The 15,356-nt window shown below is 44.6% G+C and carries 12 protein-coding genes, 1 other RNA gene and 1 pseudogene; 7 read left to right on the forward strand and 7 right to left on the reverse strand.

The genetic code is table 11. The annotated features are described in order from the left end of the window. Nucleotides 1-76: 76 nt before the first annotated feature. The gene (locus ABYU67_RS03420; protein ID WP_372843612.1) at nucleotides 77-799 is read right to left on the reverse strand and encodes a Bax inhibitor-1/YccA family protein; all 723 of its coding nucleotides are present in this window, start codon (nucleotides 797-799) and stop codon (nucleotides 77-79) included. Nucleotides 800-1,092: 293 nt separating this feature from the next. On the opposite strand from ABYU67_RS03420, the gene ABYU67_RS03425 reads away from it, so the two are divergent. Continuing rightward, nucleotides 1,093-2,097 carry an NAD(+) kinase gene (locus tag ABYU67_RS03425; RefSeq protein ID WP_372843613.1) on the forward strand — a complete coding sequence of 335 codons (1,005 nt, stop codon included), beginning with the start codon at nucleotides 1,093-1,095 and terminating at the stop codon, nucleotides 2,095-2,097. 54 nt (nucleotides 2,098-2,151) lie between these two features. Continuing rightward, nucleotides 2,152-2,463, forward strand: a complete 312-nt coding sequence (locus ABYU67_RS03430; RefSeq protein WP_372843614.1) for a YeaC family protein — start codon at nucleotides 2,152-2,154, stop codon at nucleotides 2,461-2,463. Between the two features lie 154 nt (nucleotides 2,464-2,617). On the opposite strand, the gene ABYU67_RS03435 is transcribed toward ABYU67_RS03430, so the two are convergent. From ABYU67_RS03435 to alaS, 4 genes and pseudogenes are all read right to left on the reverse strand, one after another. Continuing rightward, nucleotides 2,618-2,992, reverse strand: a complete 375-nt coding sequence (locus tag ABYU67_RS03435) for a HopJ type III effector protein (protein ID WP_372843615.1) — start codon at nucleotides 2,990-2,992, stop codon at nucleotides 2,618-2,620. A 163-nt stretch (nucleotides 2,993-3,155) separates the two neighbouring features. Continuing rightward, a pseudogene (gene csrA / locus ABYU67_RS03440) lies at nucleotides 3,156-3,323 on the reverse strand (carbon storage regulator CsrA); the annotation flags it as partial. A gap of 395 nt (nucleotides 3,324-3,718) precedes the next feature. Next, the gene (locus ABYU67_RS03445; protein WP_372843616.1) at nucleotides 3,719-5,005 is read right to left on the reverse strand and encodes an aspartate kinase; all 1,287 of its coding nucleotides are present in this window, start codon (nucleotides 5,003-5,005) and stop codon (nucleotides 3,719-3,721) included. Nucleotides 5,006-5,343: 338 nt separating this feature from the next. After that, the gene (gene alaS, locus ABYU67_RS03450; protein ID WP_372843617.1) at nucleotides 5,344-8,016 is read right to left on the reverse strand and encodes an alanine--tRNA ligase; all 2,673 of its coding nucleotides are present in this window, start codon (nucleotides 8,014-8,016) and stop codon (nucleotides 5,344-5,346) included. A gap of 424 nt (nucleotides 8,017-8,440) precedes the next feature. Here alaS and ABYU67_RS03455 point away from each other — a divergent pair, with 424 nt between their 5' ends. Further along, the gene (locus ABYU67_RS03455; RefSeq protein WP_372843618.1) at nucleotides 8,441-8,656 is read left to right on the forward strand and encodes a hypothetical protein; all 216 of its coding nucleotides are present in this window, start codon (nucleotides 8,441-8,443) and stop codon (nucleotides 8,654-8,656) included. Nucleotides 8,657-8,805: 149 nt separating this feature from the next. On the opposite strand, the gene ABYU67_RS03460 is transcribed toward ABYU67_RS03455, so the two are convergent. Further along, nucleotides 8,806-10,212: a L,D-transpeptidase family protein gene (locus ABYU67_RS03460; RefSeq protein WP_372843619.1), complete on the reverse strand. Its 1,407-nt coding sequence runs from the start codon at nucleotides 10,210-10,212 to the stop codon at nucleotides 8,806-8,808. Nucleotides 10,213-10,598: 386 nt separating this feature from the next. Here ABYU67_RS03460 and prmB point away from each other — a divergent pair, with 386 nt between their 5' ends. After that, entirely contained in the window at nucleotides 10,599-11,774 is a 1,176-nt protein-coding gene (gene prmB, locus ABYU67_RS03465) for a 50S ribosomal protein L3 N(5)-glutamine methyltransferase (protein WP_372843620.1), read from the forward strand. A 61-nt stretch (nucleotides 11,775-11,835) separates the two neighbouring features. Next, nucleotides 11,836-12,939, forward strand: a complete 1,104-nt coding sequence (gene aroC / locus ABYU67_RS03470) for a chorismate synthase (RefSeq protein WP_372843621.1) — start codon at nucleotides 11,836-11,838, stop codon at nucleotides 12,937-12,939. 30 nt (nucleotides 12,940-12,969) lie between these two features. On the opposite strand, the gene ABYU67_RS03475 is transcribed toward aroC, so the two are convergent. Beyond that, the gene (locus ABYU67_RS03475; RefSeq protein WP_372843622.1) at nucleotides 12,970-14,334 is read right to left on the reverse strand and encodes a glycerophosphodiester phosphodiesterase family protein; all 1,365 of its coding nucleotides are present in this window, start codon (nucleotides 14,332-14,334) and stop codon (nucleotides 12,970-12,972) included. Between the two features lie 177 nt (nucleotides 14,335-14,511). Here ABYU67_RS03475 and ABYU67_RS03480 point away from each other — a divergent pair, with 177 nt between their 5' ends. Together ABYU67_RS03480 and ssrA are read left to right on the forward strand one after the other, a co-directional pair. Next, on the forward strand, nucleotides 14,512-15,183 hold the full coding sequence (locus ABYU67_RS03480; protein ID WP_372843623.1) for an alpha/beta hydrolase: 672 nt from the start codon (nucleotides 14,512-14,514) through the stop codon (nucleotides 15,181-15,183). An 84-nt stretch (nucleotides 15,184-15,267) separates the two neighbouring features. Further along, nucleotides 15,268-15,356, forward strand: a transfer-messenger RNA (tmRNA) gene (gene ssrA / locus ABYU67_RS03485); the annotation flags it as partial.

Raw genomic sequence — 15,356 nt, forward strand, 5'->3', positions numbered from 1 at the left:
CTGAATTTAATCCATAAAAAACCGCCTTTGATAAAGGCGGTTTTTTATTCTAACTAACGGATAAACCGTGTTTCGCTTAGTCTTGCAGATAGCTTAGCAGACGCATAAATTCGATATACATCCAAACAAGCGTTGCAAGAAGACCGATACTGAACAACCATTCGTAGTCTTCTGACACGCCCATCGCCACACCGCGCTCGATGTTATCAAAGTCTAATAACAGGGTAAAAGAGGCGATAACAATGACAAATAAGCTAAAGCCAATAGCGATAGCGCCACCTTCAAACAAGAAGGGTAAGCTTGAACCAAAGGCTAAAGATAACACCCACTGCGCCACATAAACCAGCATGATAGCGATCAATGCTGAGGTAACGATTGAGCGGAACTTTTCAGTAACCTTGACCAGACCTGAGCGATATAGCCCTAGCATTACTGCTGCTGTCACAAAGGTCGCACACATTGCCGTGACTGGCACGCTTGGGTACATTCTCATAAAAAACAGAGAAATACCACCTAAGAATATACCTTCCAAAAGTGCATAGGGAACAGCAAGCGTCTTAGCTTTTTGTGGTTTAAAGGTGATAAACATCGCCAAGCCGAAAGCTGCAAGCATACTACCAAAAGCTGCCATGGTAATAAAACCTTGCGATAAACCTGCCATCAGCGCATAAAAGAAAAACCCAATGCCAGTAATCGCCGATAAGCCAAGCAATAGACTGGTTTTTTGAATCACGCCCTTAACCGTCATCGAAGCGCCGCCAACAGCAAGCTCTGCGCGACTGACAATAGGATTGGCCATAAAGTTGTCCTCAATAAAATATCAATAAGATGTCAGCTACTTTAGCAAAACCGCTATTATTGTCAACGGTGTTTGCGTGACCGCATACAAGGCTTTACGCGATAACTAGAGTGCTTGTAAGCCTTTAATAAGCAGATGTAAGTAGCCAAATAGATACGCTTAAAACAGCATATATTGAGGATTATATGGGGTCGATAACGACAGTTAACAACGATAATTGATAAACAGGCTAGTCTAATTGCCCATTTCTCGTTATCATTGCTCTGTAATTTACCGTTATGCCGAGTCGTTTTATGGAAACCTCAGCGCAGTCTGCAAGATTGCCGCACCTACATGAGTCAGAGCTGTTCCACGCTATCAAAAACCCCGCTTTTCGCCGTATTGGCCTGATGGGCCGTGCCGGAAAGCGCAGCGTTACTCAAAGTATTGGGCAGATTGCTCAGATAATTAACGATATGAATCTGACCTTGATCATGGATGTGCAAACCGCCAACTTGCCAACTCTAAATCTCACTGAAATAGAAAGAGTGAAAATCGTCAAGCGTAGCCTTATCGGTGAGATTTGTGATTTGGTCATTGTGGTGGGTGGTGATGGCTCTATACTCCATGCTGCCGAGGCGCTGGCGCGCTATCGTGTGCCCGTCCTAGGGGTTAACCGTGGTCGCCTTGGGTTTTTAGCTGATGTCAAACCTGATGAAGCTGCCTTCAAACTACGCCAAGTATTGATGGGTGATTATCAATTAGATCATAGGTTTTTGCTGACGATGGAGATTCGTGAAGGTCGTAAGATTATTCATGAGGATATGGCACTTAATGATGTGGTACTGCATGCTGGTAAGTCGGTGCATATGATTGATTTTCAGATGAAAATTGATGGGCACGATGTTTATCGGCAGCACAGTGATGGTCTTATTGTGGCGACACCGACGGGATCGACCGCTTATGCACTCTCTGGCGGTGGTCCTATCATCCACCCGAGTATGGATGCGATATGTTTGGTACCTATGCACCCGCACACGCTGTCCAGTCGCCCTATTGTGGTCAGTGGTACCAGTGAGATTTGTATTCGTATTCACGAGGATAACCGCACCCAACCGATGGTCAGTGCTGATGGTAAGCCGAGCACGCCGCTTGAGCAAGAGCAGCGCCTATATATTCGCAAACATCCGGACAAATTAACCTTATTACATCCGCCAGGGTTTGATTTTTATGAAGCATGTCGGACGAAGTTGCACTGGAATGTGCATGCTGAAGAATTCAGTCTCGACGCTGATGATGATATTATGGACGATGAATAAGCGTCTTTATTAGACAAACATGTGATACAAAAATAGTAGTGGAGAGTAGGCACGATGGACAAACAAACGATATTAGCAAGCCTAACACCAGAAGTGGTCGATAATTTCCGTACGGCGATTGAGCTTGGCAAATGGCAAGACGGGCGCAAACTGACCGCTGAGCAGCGTGAGACCTGTATGCAAGCTGTGATGGTATGGGAACATGAGCATCTAGCCCCTGCTGAGCGCACAGGCTACATTCATAAGCCGGTCAGAGAAGACGGCTCTGTCGTTGGCGCTGAATGTGATGTCGAACATGAACATCATTATCCCAATATGCCAAATCCGAAAGGCGCAGTACAACCTGTGAAGTTTCGCGATAAATAGACTGATGTCTATGTGTGTATGAGTCTAAGTGCCTAAATTCCTAAGCGTCTGATTGCTTAAGTATTCAATTACCTGAGTGCACTGGTGAAAAAGGCAGCATAAAAAAGCCACGCTATCATAGCGTGGCTTTTTTATAATCGTCAATCATAAACCATTAAAGCGTGCTGGTATCGACGCTAGGACGCAGTGTTAATGGGTTTTTTTCCATCAAAAAGCCTTGCCAACCCCAATGCAAAAAATTGCGAATATTGGGATGATCAACGCCTTTAGGCGTCGCTTGAACAGTTTGGTAATGCTCACCAAACAACTTTAAAGTATCTAAATGGTTTAAGCCATGATGTTTTGCAAAACCAAAAATCTTGGCGCTGCCTTCGTTTTCACCAGCCGCATTATGCAGCAAGCCATTAACAAAAGGCGCTGGCGCATAACGATAAAAATCATCAATAAAGCTGATGACATCATTAAAACCAATGGCTTTTTTATTCAAACCATTAAGTAGAGCCGATACATCTGATTGGCGGATACTCATAAATAAATGACCTCAAAGCTATTAAAAAGCCAAAACTAGCATGCTTAATACAAGCTTAATGATAGTTAACTATAAAGCGAATAGATTAACGATTAAAATAGTCTTCATCATCAAAAGATGGCGCAAAGCTGCCTTGCTCAAGATGCTGCATTTGCGATTGTACTGTGCGCTCATGTTGGATACGCTGATATATCTCTTCGCGGTGTACGGCAATATCTTTTGGCGCATCAACGCCAATACGTACTTGATTGCCTTTGACACCTAGGACAGTCACACTGACCTCGTCGCCAATCATTAGCGTTTCGCCCACGCGGCGTGTCAAAATTAACATGCGTCACACTCCTTATGTCGCATCAACAGATTATTACTCATTAGATTGCGTCTCAATTACAGGACATTATCGCGGCACAAAATAGGCAGCGCTTATAAAGTCAATGCTATGAACATTATTTTATAAATCTTACCCAAAATAGGATGCTAATAGCGATAATGATAGATAAATTCATTTAGCCCAAATGAAAGCTTCATTATAGGGGGCAGAACAGATACTGTCACGGGTTTTCACAAAACTATTAGGTTTATAACCAGCTAAGTCATCATAAAAAACAAAATAGGGTCTGATTAAGACCCTATTTAAGGAGATTTTAATAAAACTCGCTGTTCGTTTAAAAATACCTAGGCTGACATTATTTGATAACGCTTTGGTAAAATCTTACAAAACTGCGTTTATAAACCAGCGATTTTGCTTTCACCGTCTTCACGATCAAGCCCAAAAGCGGTGTGCAGTGATTTAACTGCTTTTTCTAGATACTGCTCTTGGATAAGGACAGACACCTTGATTTCACTGGTCGATATCATCTGAATATTGATATTGTTTTCAGCAAGGGTTTGGAACATAAGGCTTGCAACCCCAGCATGAGAGCGCATACCAACGCCGACTAATGAGACTTTAACCACTTCATCATTGGCCAGTATCTCTTTGGCACCGATCTCATCTTTGACTTCGTTTTCTAATACTTTCATGGTTTTGTCCATGTCAGTACGATTAACGGTAAAGGTGAAATCGGTCATGCCGTTGGTTGATAGGTTTTGCACGATCATATCGATTTCGATATTGGCGCGTCCAATGGGGCTAAGAATAGCAGAGGCGATACCAGGGTGGTCAGGGACGCCGCGTACGACGATTTTTGCCTCGTCTCGATTAAAAGCGATACCTGAGATGATTGCCTGTTCCATATTGTCTCCTTCGTCTATCGTAATTAGGGTGCCGACATTGTCTTGAAATTCTTGGTCGAAGCTACCATCGGTATTTTCATCAAAGCTAGATAATACACGCAGCGGCACGCCGTACTTGCCAGCGAACTCTACTGAGCGAATCTGTAAAATCTTAGAGCCAAGGCTTGCCATCTCTAGCATTTCTTCAAAGGTGATTTTTTCAAGTTTTTTGGCTTTTGATGTGACGCGTGGATCAGTGGTGTAAACCCCGTCGACATCAGTATAGATTTGGCACTCATCAGCGCCTAGGGCAGCGGCAATCGCCACGCCAGTAGTATCCGAGCCGCCGCGACCTAAGGTGGTTGCATTACCTTCTTCATCGATACCTTGGAAGCCTGCTACGATAACGACATTGCCGGCATCGAGCTGTTCACGGATATTTTTATCATCGATACTTTCAATACGCGCTTTATTATGGGCGCTGTCGGTTTTAATAGCGACTTGACGACCGGTAAATGAGCGGGCACCAATACCCAGCTCTTTAATCGCCATAGCAAGTAGTGAGATAGACACCTGCTCACCGGTTGAAACCATCTGGTCGTATTCGCGAGGGTCGGGCTGGGTGCTGATTTGGCGTGCTAAATCGATCAAGCGGTTGGTTTCGCCGCTCATAGCAGAGACGACCACGACCACTTGGTGACCGTTATCATGCCAGCGCTTGACTCGTTTGGCGACGTTTTTGATGCGGTCGATACTGCCCATCGAGGTGCCGCCGTATTTTTGTACTATTAACGCCATAAAAATCTACCTATTATTCACCAATGGCCATCTGTTAATTATTAATATCAATCTGTTATGCCACTATTTATAAGCCACTATTTATATATTGAGTTTACAAATTCAGTGTGGGATTAATTTTAATAACGATAGAGCCGGATTATAAAAATGCGCCCTGTATTTTACATCTTTGATGTTTTACTTTTTGTTTATGCTAAAGACTTCCTATGTTGAGAGTCATTTAAGCGTGGTACTTTATACCATATTAGTATGATAACTTTAAGTGCCAACAAGCATTAGATATATGGCGATTGGTTATAACCACTATAACCAATCACCTATTAGCCTCAGCTTACTACTTAACCAAGCTGCTCTGCCATCCAAGCTGGTAGCGCATTGATAACAGCGCTGGTATTGGCAGCTTTTGGCGCGCCGCCTTGGGCGTAGTCTGGCTTACCGCCGCCTTTACCACCAAGCTCACCTGCTAAATGACGAATGATATCACCAGCTTTTATCTTAGCCGTGACCGATTTTGATACGCTTGCGGCTAATGCCAATTGCTCATCTTTATCACCAATCAAGACAATCACGCTATCTGGTAGTTTTGATTTGATGTCATCCATTAGGGTACGGATGGATTTGCCATCGATACCGCTTAAAGTGCTGATAAGCACAGGCGTGCCAGCAATGGTCTGTACGTCATCGAGTAAATTGGCAGCTTGGGCGCTGGCCATTTTTTGCTCTAAGCGTTCGAGCTGCTTTTCTAGCTCACGCTGTTTGTCTGCCATGGTACGTACGCGCTGTGCGACCTCTGGACGTTTCACTTTTAACTGACTGGCAAGCTCGCTGAGTTGTTGCTCGCTTTGCTGGATGTTCTTAATCGCGTTCATACCAGTGACCGCTTCAATACGGCGAATACCAGCGGCAATACCAGATTCACTGGTGATTTTTAATAGACCAATATCACCAGTACGCTGCACATGCAGCCCGCCGCATAGCTCAATAGAAAACGGCTTACGCTGACCGTCTACGATGCTATCCGTCCCCATGGTCAGCACGCGTACATCACTGCCATATTTTTCGCCAAATAACGCCATCGCGCCTTGCTTCATCGCTTCATCGATAGACATGTTTTGGATACGGGCAGGGGTGTTGGCTTGAATTTGCTCATTGACCATACGTTCGATACGCATGATTTCAGCGCTACTCACTGGTTTATCGTAAGAGAAGTCAAAACGCAAGACGTCACTTGATACTAGCGAGCCTTTTTGCGTAACCTCATCACCCAATACTTCTCTCAATGCCGCATGCAGTAGGTGAGTGGCAGAGTGATTTTTGGCACTGGCGGCACGGATACTTGACAATACTTGCGCATCTGCTGTTTGCTGAGCGTTAATCTCGCCCATGGTGACCACGCCATAATGAATGATGGCTTGACCAGATTTTTTGGTATCTTGGACTTCAAAAACGCCGGTTGCACTGCGTATTTCACCCAGCTCACCAACTTGACCACCGCCTTCGGCATAAAATGGCGTACGGTCAAGGACAATCACGCCTTCCATACCCTCAGTTAAGCTGCCCACTGGATTACCATCTTGATAAAGCGCGTCAATCGTCACGCCGTCTTCTTCAAGCTGCTCATAACCGATAAAGGTGGTTGGGTTTTCCACTTGAATGACACTGCTGTAATCGACGTCAAATTTGCCCGCATCACGTGCGCGCGCACGCTGAGCTTGCATATGCTCATCAAACTCCGCTTTATCAATCACAATACCGCGCTCACGGGTGATATCAGCGGTCAAATCAAGCGGGAAGCCGTAGGTATCATAAAGCTTAAATGCTGCTTCGCCAGAGAGGGTATCGCCGTCTTTTAACCCTTCAAGCTCGCTGGCAAGCAGGCGTAAACCTTGCGCCAATGTCTTGGCGAACTGCGCTTCTTCTTTTTGAATGGCGTTTTCGATGACGCTTTGCTTATCTTTTAGCTCTGGATAAGCGCTGCCCATCTCAGCAACCAAGGGCGCGACCATTTTATAAAAGAACTCACTGTCAGCGCCAAGCTTATTACCATGGCGGACGGCACGGCGGATCACACGGCGCAGTACATAACCGCGACCTTCATTACTTGGGGTGACGCCATCAGCAATCAAAAACGCCACCGCGCGGAGGTGATCGGCGATGACTTTTAACGACGACTGCTGCTTATTTTCAATGCCTAAAATTTCAGCGGCTGCATCCATTAAATGAGTGAATAAATCTATCTCATAGTTGCCATGCACGCCTTGCATAATGGCGCTGATACGCTCAAGTCCCATGCCAGTATCGACACTTGGGGCTGGTAGTGGCAGCATGGTGCCGTCTTTTTGACGATTAAACTGCATAAAGACACAGTTCCAAATCTCAATATAACGGTCGCCATCTTCTTCTGGCGTACCCGGTAGACCACCTTCGATATGAGCGCCATGATCATAAAAGACTTCGGTACAAGGACCACAAGGACCGGTATCTCCCATCGTCCAAAAGTTGTCTGATGCGTAAGGCGCGCCTTTATTATCACCGATACGGATAATGCGCTCGCTTGGGATACCGATGTCTTTATGCCAAATATCAAAGGCTTCGTCGTCGGTCTCATAAATGGTCACATACAAGCGGTTTTTATCAATCGCTAGCCATTCATCGGAGGTCAAAAACTCCCAAATATATTCAATACCGGCTTGCTTAAAGTAATCACCAAAAGAGAAGTTACCAAGCATCTCAAAGAACGTATGATGGCGCGCCGTATAGCCGACATTGTCCAAATCGTTGTGTTTACCGCCCGCCCGTACACACTTTTGCGAGGTTACCGCGCGCGTATAGTCACGCGGCTCCATACCCAAAAAGGTTTCTTTAAATTGATTCATACCGGCATTGGTAAATAGCAAGGTCGGGTCATTGTGCGGAATCAAGCTAGACGATGAAACTTGGGTATGCTGCTTGCTTATGAAAAAATCGATAAAAGCTTGACGAATATCGGCTGAGCGAAATGGCTGGCTCACAGCGGCTCCTTACTGACGGATGTATTGGGTAGAATAAGTAAAATAATTTTGCAAGCGATTTTAGCACAAACGTGCCTTAGGTGTTGAAGATTCATAAGTAAATGCAGGGCAATCACGACGCATTTTCTATTATAAAACAGCGCATTTTATGTGGATTGATAGTCGAGTGTTTGCATATTAAGGACAAACAAGCACCTAATGATAAATCCTATTAAATAAAACTTGTCCAACATAAGGGATAGGAAATCCTTAGATGTAATAGAATTTGCTGTTAAAAAAGCGCAGGATATAAATCAATACTCATAATAAGGTTATTAATAGCAATGACTTACTATGATTGGGCTACGCACAGATAATAAAAGGCTTACTTTTATTGTGGATATGGTGTATAAAGTATTATATCCATGATAAAAGTAAGGAATAAATGATGAATTGGCCACTATTCTCTGTTACCTATTCAATGGCAGCAACCGTCACTGTCGGTCTCTTTATGATTGCAGCACTGCTCACAGGATTTAATGAGATCCGGCATATTCAAGTCGTCGTCGTGATCGGTTTTTTAGTTTCTATACCTACAGCATTATTTTTTACTAAAAAAATAGGCAGCATTACAGGTAATGAAGAGGGGCGCAAAGCCTGATTTGCGTTAAAAAACCTGTATTGGAGTTGATTAAGTCCTGTCTATATTTCTACATTTTTACATTGTAAGCTCTGGTTTTGCGTTTTTTAATAAAAAAAAGACCTTGATGGAATGATCAAGGTCTTTTTTACTAAGAGCTATAGGCTAGATTATTTTAGCTCAACGGTTGCGCCATTTTCGATATTGGCATACATCTCTAATACATCCCAGTTGGTCAAGCGTACGCAGCCAGCTGAGGCTTGGCGGCTAATGCCTTCAGGCTTTGGCGAGCCGTGGATACCATAAGAGGGTTTAGATAAACCCATCCATACGACCCCAACAGGGCTATTTGGTCCTGGTGGTAACATGTGGATCTGCTTATCTGCGCCTTTACCAACCGTCGCTTTGTACCACGGCATTTTTACTTTATTAATGATTTTAAAGGTGCCTTGTGGTGATGGCGTTGCATCACTACCAATGGTGGTTGGGTAGGTGGCAACCAATTTGTCACCGTTATAAGCATATAAAGTCTTATCGGCTTTATTGGCAACCACACGGTTGATGCGCTGCTTAAGCGGTGCGCGGGTATTAAGTACCGTAATGGTTTCGCCCGCTTTATACTGCTTGTTTTTATTCAACTTGTCTAAATAACGCACATCCATATGGAAGCGCTCACCAAACATCTCTTTGATGTCTTGATAGTACAAACCTTTCATTTTTGACTTGGCTTCTGAGCCTGAAGGTGTGGTCGCAAAATTGGTATTCACATCGTCTTCAGTAATAGTATAGGTTACAAGTACTGGCTTATTAGCAGGGATATTTTTATTTAAAGCATCCCAGGTTTTTTGATCCATTTTACCCGTTGCTGGCAAGCCTTTCATGGTTTGGAAGTTAATCAGCGCTTTTTTACTGTTCATACCCCAGCCGCCATCAATCGCGCCAGGAGAGGCGTGATTCCAATCGAGCAAGGCCTGCATTTTGATCGTCATTGCCGAGTTAACTTTCATACTCGGTGTCCAGACCGCTCCGTTTACTTGTTTGGCGTAATCAGACAAATTTAGCGTGGTGTGTCTTTTGCCATCCACATCTTCGATGCTTTTGATAGAGGTATCGGCTGAGATATCAGCATTAGCAGAACTTGGTGCTGCGACCGCTTGACCTTCACTGATATCATCGCTATCTGATTGCTCATCTTTACGAGTCAGCTCTTCTACGCTCATGTTATCAGCGCTCACGGCAACCGATGCATCGACATCGACTTCCGCTTCTTGCTTGGCATCAATCAGCTGAGTCATACGGTCAGTAGGTGAGCTGGTACGGTTTTCTTGTACATTCAGACTGACTTTTTTGGCAATGCTAGGTTTAGAAATACTAGGAAGCGTATCTGCTGTGCGTACCGGTAAAGTACGTGTACCATCGGCAGGCGCCGCAACAGCACTGATGCTAGCGCTAACGATAGCAAGAGAAATAGCGGTGATAAGAGGCTTTATTTTCATCATAATATGGGAACACTTGTGGTTGCTACTAATGCAGCTATTATGCTCATAATTGGTAAGCTTCGCAAACTTTTGACACATTTTTTTTCATTTAAGACTTGCCAAACGACAACGGTTGACGTATTCACTACAGTTGCGCAAGAGTTTAGTCAGGCTATATAAGGATTGTCATATTACAAATGAGTTTGACTGACTTGTCTGCTGCCAATCTGGGCAGATGGCAGTGTTAAATGCGGTGCTATATATAAGTGATGAAAATATAAGTGGTCAAATTTATACTGCAAAAGTTTTATTGCACTAAAAACGGTAGTCATTGGCGCCGCATCTTGTTTACGTCTATAATATGGTACGAGATTTTTATTTAATAAATGGTTCATTTAATGACGCCAGCGATATGAACGGCATCATTGAAAACGATTTAACCCATCCGCATGTAATCAGTAAACATGTAATCAGCAAGGTGCGATATGTCAGAAGACCAAACAATGAGCGCAGAAGAGTTTCAAGATCAATATTTTAGCGATGAGGAGTCGCAAGGTATCAATGGCGATATGGAATATGATTTGGCAACAGGTCTGCTGGGTGAGCATGATGAATTTGCTGCCTTGCGTGCTGAGCTTGAAGAAGCGCGTGAGCAGCTGGTCAGTATCCGTGACTTTATTCGTTTTGCGGTGACGCAGCTGCGCAATTACGATGTGGTCGTCGCTCAAGGTACGACTGATGAGTTTGCTGAAGCATCTGCGATTGTGCTGCATTCTTTGTCTTTAGATTGGTCTGCTAACGATCAGATTTTGGATTGCCGCTTGACCACATCAGAGAAGCAGCTGGTGTTAAGCTTGCTAGAAGAGCGTATCGCTGAGCGTAAGCCATTAAGCTATCTGATTAATTTATCTTATTTCTGTGACCTGCCGTTTTACGTCGATGAGCGTGTCTTGATTCCGCGCTCACCAATCGCGGAGTTGATTCGTCAGCAGTTCCATCCGTACTTTGAAGTGAGCGAGCTTGCAAAACCACTAGGTGTGAGTGTGAATAACCAAGCGCCAGCTTTCGTTGATCATGGTTTAGAGATTAAGCAGCTGTCACAGCCTGAGCGTATTTTAGATTTGTGCACAGGTTCTGGTTGTATTGCGATTGCGCTAGCGACCCGTTTTGTCGATGCGCTGGTAGATGCGGTTGATATTGATAAAGGCGCGCTTGAAGTGGCGATGGTCAACGTCGATCATCACGACCTAGGTCATCAAGTCAATGTGATTGAATCTGACTTATTTGCCAAAATCCCTGCTGAGAATCAATATGAGCTGATTGTCACCAATCCTCCATATGTCGATGCCGCCATCATGGCAGATTTGCCACCTGAGTTTTTATATGAGCCTGAGCATGCACTAGCTGCCGGTCAAGATGGTTTAGACTTGGTACATCGTATCTTGTTTGAAGCACCTGATTATCTAAGCCCCGAAGGCTTGCTGGTTTGTGAAGTGGGTGATAGCGAGTGGGCACTAAAACAAGCTTATCCTGAGATTCAATTTGATTGGTTAAAATTCGCCCATGGCGGTCATGGTGTTTTTGCGATTACCTATGACGAGCTGATGAGTTATCGTTCGCTATTTGCCAATTACGTGCAGTTATTGGATAGCAATCAATAAATCAAAATTGACATAATAGTCAAAACCATTAGAGAACGACTTCAGTTATTTAAGGATAAATATGGCAGGCAATAGTATTGGACAGCTCTTTACCGTCACTACATGCGGCGAGTCGCATGGTGCAGGTCTTATGGCAATCGTCGATGGCGTGCCACCAGGTTTGGCCTTATCTGAAGCTGATTTACAGATAGACTTGGATCGCCGCAAGCCGGGTACTTCTAAGTACTCGACTCAGCGCCGCGAGTCTGATGAAGTTGAGATCATCTCTGGTGTTTTTGAAGGTAAAACAACGGGCACCTCTATCGGTCTGCTGATTCGTAATACCAATCAAAAATCCAAAGACTATAGTGACATAAAAGACACCTTTCGCCCCGGTCATGCCGATTATACTTATAGTATGAAGTATGGCTTTCGCGATTATCGCGGCGGCGGTCGTTCATCGGCGCGTGAGACTGCCATGCGTGTGGCAGCAGGGGCTATCGCTAAGAAATACTTGCGAGAGCGTCTGGGCGTACAAGTGCGCGGCCATGTGACCCAAATCGGTAATGAGTATAGTAATGTTGTGGATTCAAGCCAAATCGACTGGGATTTTGTCAATAGCAATCCGTTCTTTTGTGCTGATACAGATGCTGTCAGTCGCTTTGAGACCTTGATAGACAGCTTGCGCCGTGAAGGCACTTCTTGCGGCGCCCGTCTTGAGATTATCGCAAGCGGAGTGCCTGTTGGATTGGGTGAGCCAGTATTTGACCGCTTGGATGCGGATATTGCCCATGCGATGATGAGTATCAATGCGGTTAAAGGCGTAGAAGTTGGCGATGGTATGGCGGTAGCAGGGCAGTTTGGTCATCGCTCACGTGATGAGATGACACCCGATGGTTTTACTGCCAATCATGCAGGCGGTATCTTGGGCGGTATCTCATCAGGACAGGATATCCGCGTCAGTATTGCACTCAAGCCAACCTCCAGTATTACGACGGCTGGCAAGAGTATCAATACAGATGGACAAGCGATTGAGATGCTAACCAAAGGCCGTCATGATCCTTGCGTGGGCGTTCGAGCCACGCCCATTGCTGAAGCGATGCTAGCGATTGTCTTACTAGATCATTATCTGCGTCATCGTGGTCAAAACGCGGATATTAAGCAACCAGTCCAATCGATTACTTAATGTCTTTACGTGCTCAGTAGGCTTGCTCCATTAATTTAAGCCTTTACAGTTGGCATAGTAACTGACCGTTGCTGGCCAATCTGAGAAGATACCTTTAACCCCAACTTGTTGCGCCAGCATATCAATGACAGTCATGATGTCGCCATCATTATTGATGGCATCGCTAAGCCCACTATAATACCAGACACCACCATTTTTTAATGGCCCTGAGCGTTCAAGCGACCACGTTAGAATGTCTAGGCCATTGGCTTTGGCTTGCAAGGCATATGCTGATGGTAGCAGCTTACCATTACCATCGCTGGTGACAAGTAGCCAGGTTGCGGGGGCAATAATATTAACGCCGCGTGCTTTCAGCTCAGCCAATGAATGCTTCCATGTCGCTGGGTCATTTTTATCAAATATTTTACCCATCGCAGCCTCATTGTTATCATCGATAAGATAGACGGCATTGGCGGCATAGTTTGGTTCGTTATTCATCCAATAGTCGATATCGGCAAGATTAAACGACTGCGGGTATACATCGCTGGCTGGTACGCCTGCCGCTTTATAAGTATCAATCAGCTGTTGACGATAATCATCTAAACGATAGCCATTAAATGGCATAGTAACCACTGGTTCTTTGAGCTCAGGTGTATGCTTCATGCCCAAGCGTCGGGCAAGCTCTATATGTTCCTTTAGGGTCAATACCTCGCCATTTTGTGAATATAAGTCTGTTCGCCATGGGGCAGTTGCATGCATATAGGCGCTAATACTGGTGGCTTTTGTATTGGCAGCGTCCATTTTGCCCGTTAAACTTTTAAAATCCCTGACGCTAATATCTGAGGTTCGACATTCGATATCAGCGGCATTGGTAAGAGCTCTATTAGTATCTATGATAGGCGGGACACTACATTGGCTCGCTAATGGCGTAGCAACGATATTGGTCGTGGTATGCAAGTCGTTTTGGGCATGGCGACATACCAGCTCACCATCATTAGTAAAGGCCACATCACACTCTAAAATGCCTGCACCCATCTGTGCTGAGGCCATATAACTGTCATAAGTATGCTCAGGGAACTGTAGCGGCGCGCCGCGATGGGCAATAGAGAAGTCCGTCTTGCTAGGTATTTGACCTTTACATGCCAGTAACTCATCTTTTAGCGGACTTTCATCCATATCGTTGACCAAGTAGAATGGTCGAACGCCATAGGTAAAAGCTTGCGCCTGCGTGGGTTCAGTCGTTGGTGGTAGCGTGGGCGGTACGATGGCCGATGAGCCGTCATCTTCATTGCAGCCTATTAATAAAAAGGTGCTGATAACTGCTAAAGGTAGGGTCAGACCTTGGCGTCTGATTCTATTCTGTATAGGGCTGTGCAGCTGCGCCCGCGCATTCACTGAATTTTTTGACATTGTCATGTAAACTGTCCTTATAAATGTGCATACATCATCATTCGTAATTTTGTGGTGACTGACTTAGCTCCTAAAATATAGGGTTATGTTTAAGGAATGATGACAAGCAAAGCAGTTTTATAATGAAAGTCACTTTATAATATGAATCCTGTTTAAATTTTTGACTCTTATTAAGGATAATTAATGAATAAGTATTTAGATGCCGTTATCGTTGAGCATAATCCCTCACAGAAAAAGATAGATAGAGCGGTCATTTGGCTACATGGCTTGGGTGCTAGTGGTCATGATTTTGAGCCAGTCGTACCGCAGCTCGGCTTAGCGGATGACATGGGTGTACGTTTTATCTTTCCGCATGCACCCAATCGACCAGTGACTATCAATGGCGGTATGGTCATGCCCGCATGGTATGATATCCTAGAGATGAGTCTTGAGCGTAAAGTCGATACTGCTCAGATTGAAGAGTCCTCGCAGCAAATACAGGATTTGATTGCTCGTGAAATCGAGCGCGGTGTCAAACCTGAGCATATTGTCATTGCAGGATTTTCGCAGGGCGGGGCAGTGGCGTATCATGTGGCGTTAGGTTATCCAGAGCCCTTGGCTGGCTTGATGACGCTGTCTACCTATTTTGCAACCAATGACAGCATCCACTATAGTGCTGCCAACACAGACATGCCAGTTCTGATTGAGCATGGTACACATGACCCTGTTGTCCCTGTAATATTGGGTGAGCAAGCAAAGCAAGTATTATCAGAGAAAGGATACAAGGTCACTTATCATACCTATCCGATGGCGCATCAGGTATGTATGCCGCAAATTCAAAATATCGGTAAATGGCTAAATAAAGTATTGGCATAGATATGCAAGCTGTAACGTAATGTAATACAGAGCTGTGATAGGTTGAAGCAGCCGTATAAGTGTTGTATAATTATTGACCTTATTGGGGATGTTCTGGCTTCGACGCTGGTGATGAAACTCAATGATGCATGTCGAGAGTATATGTCCTCTCGTTAATCAAACATATATTGTTA

The organism is Psychrobacter sp. (assembly GCF_041554015.1).
GTDB lineage: Bacteria > Pseudomonadota > Gammaproteobacteria > Pseudomonadales > Moraxellaceae > Psychrobacter.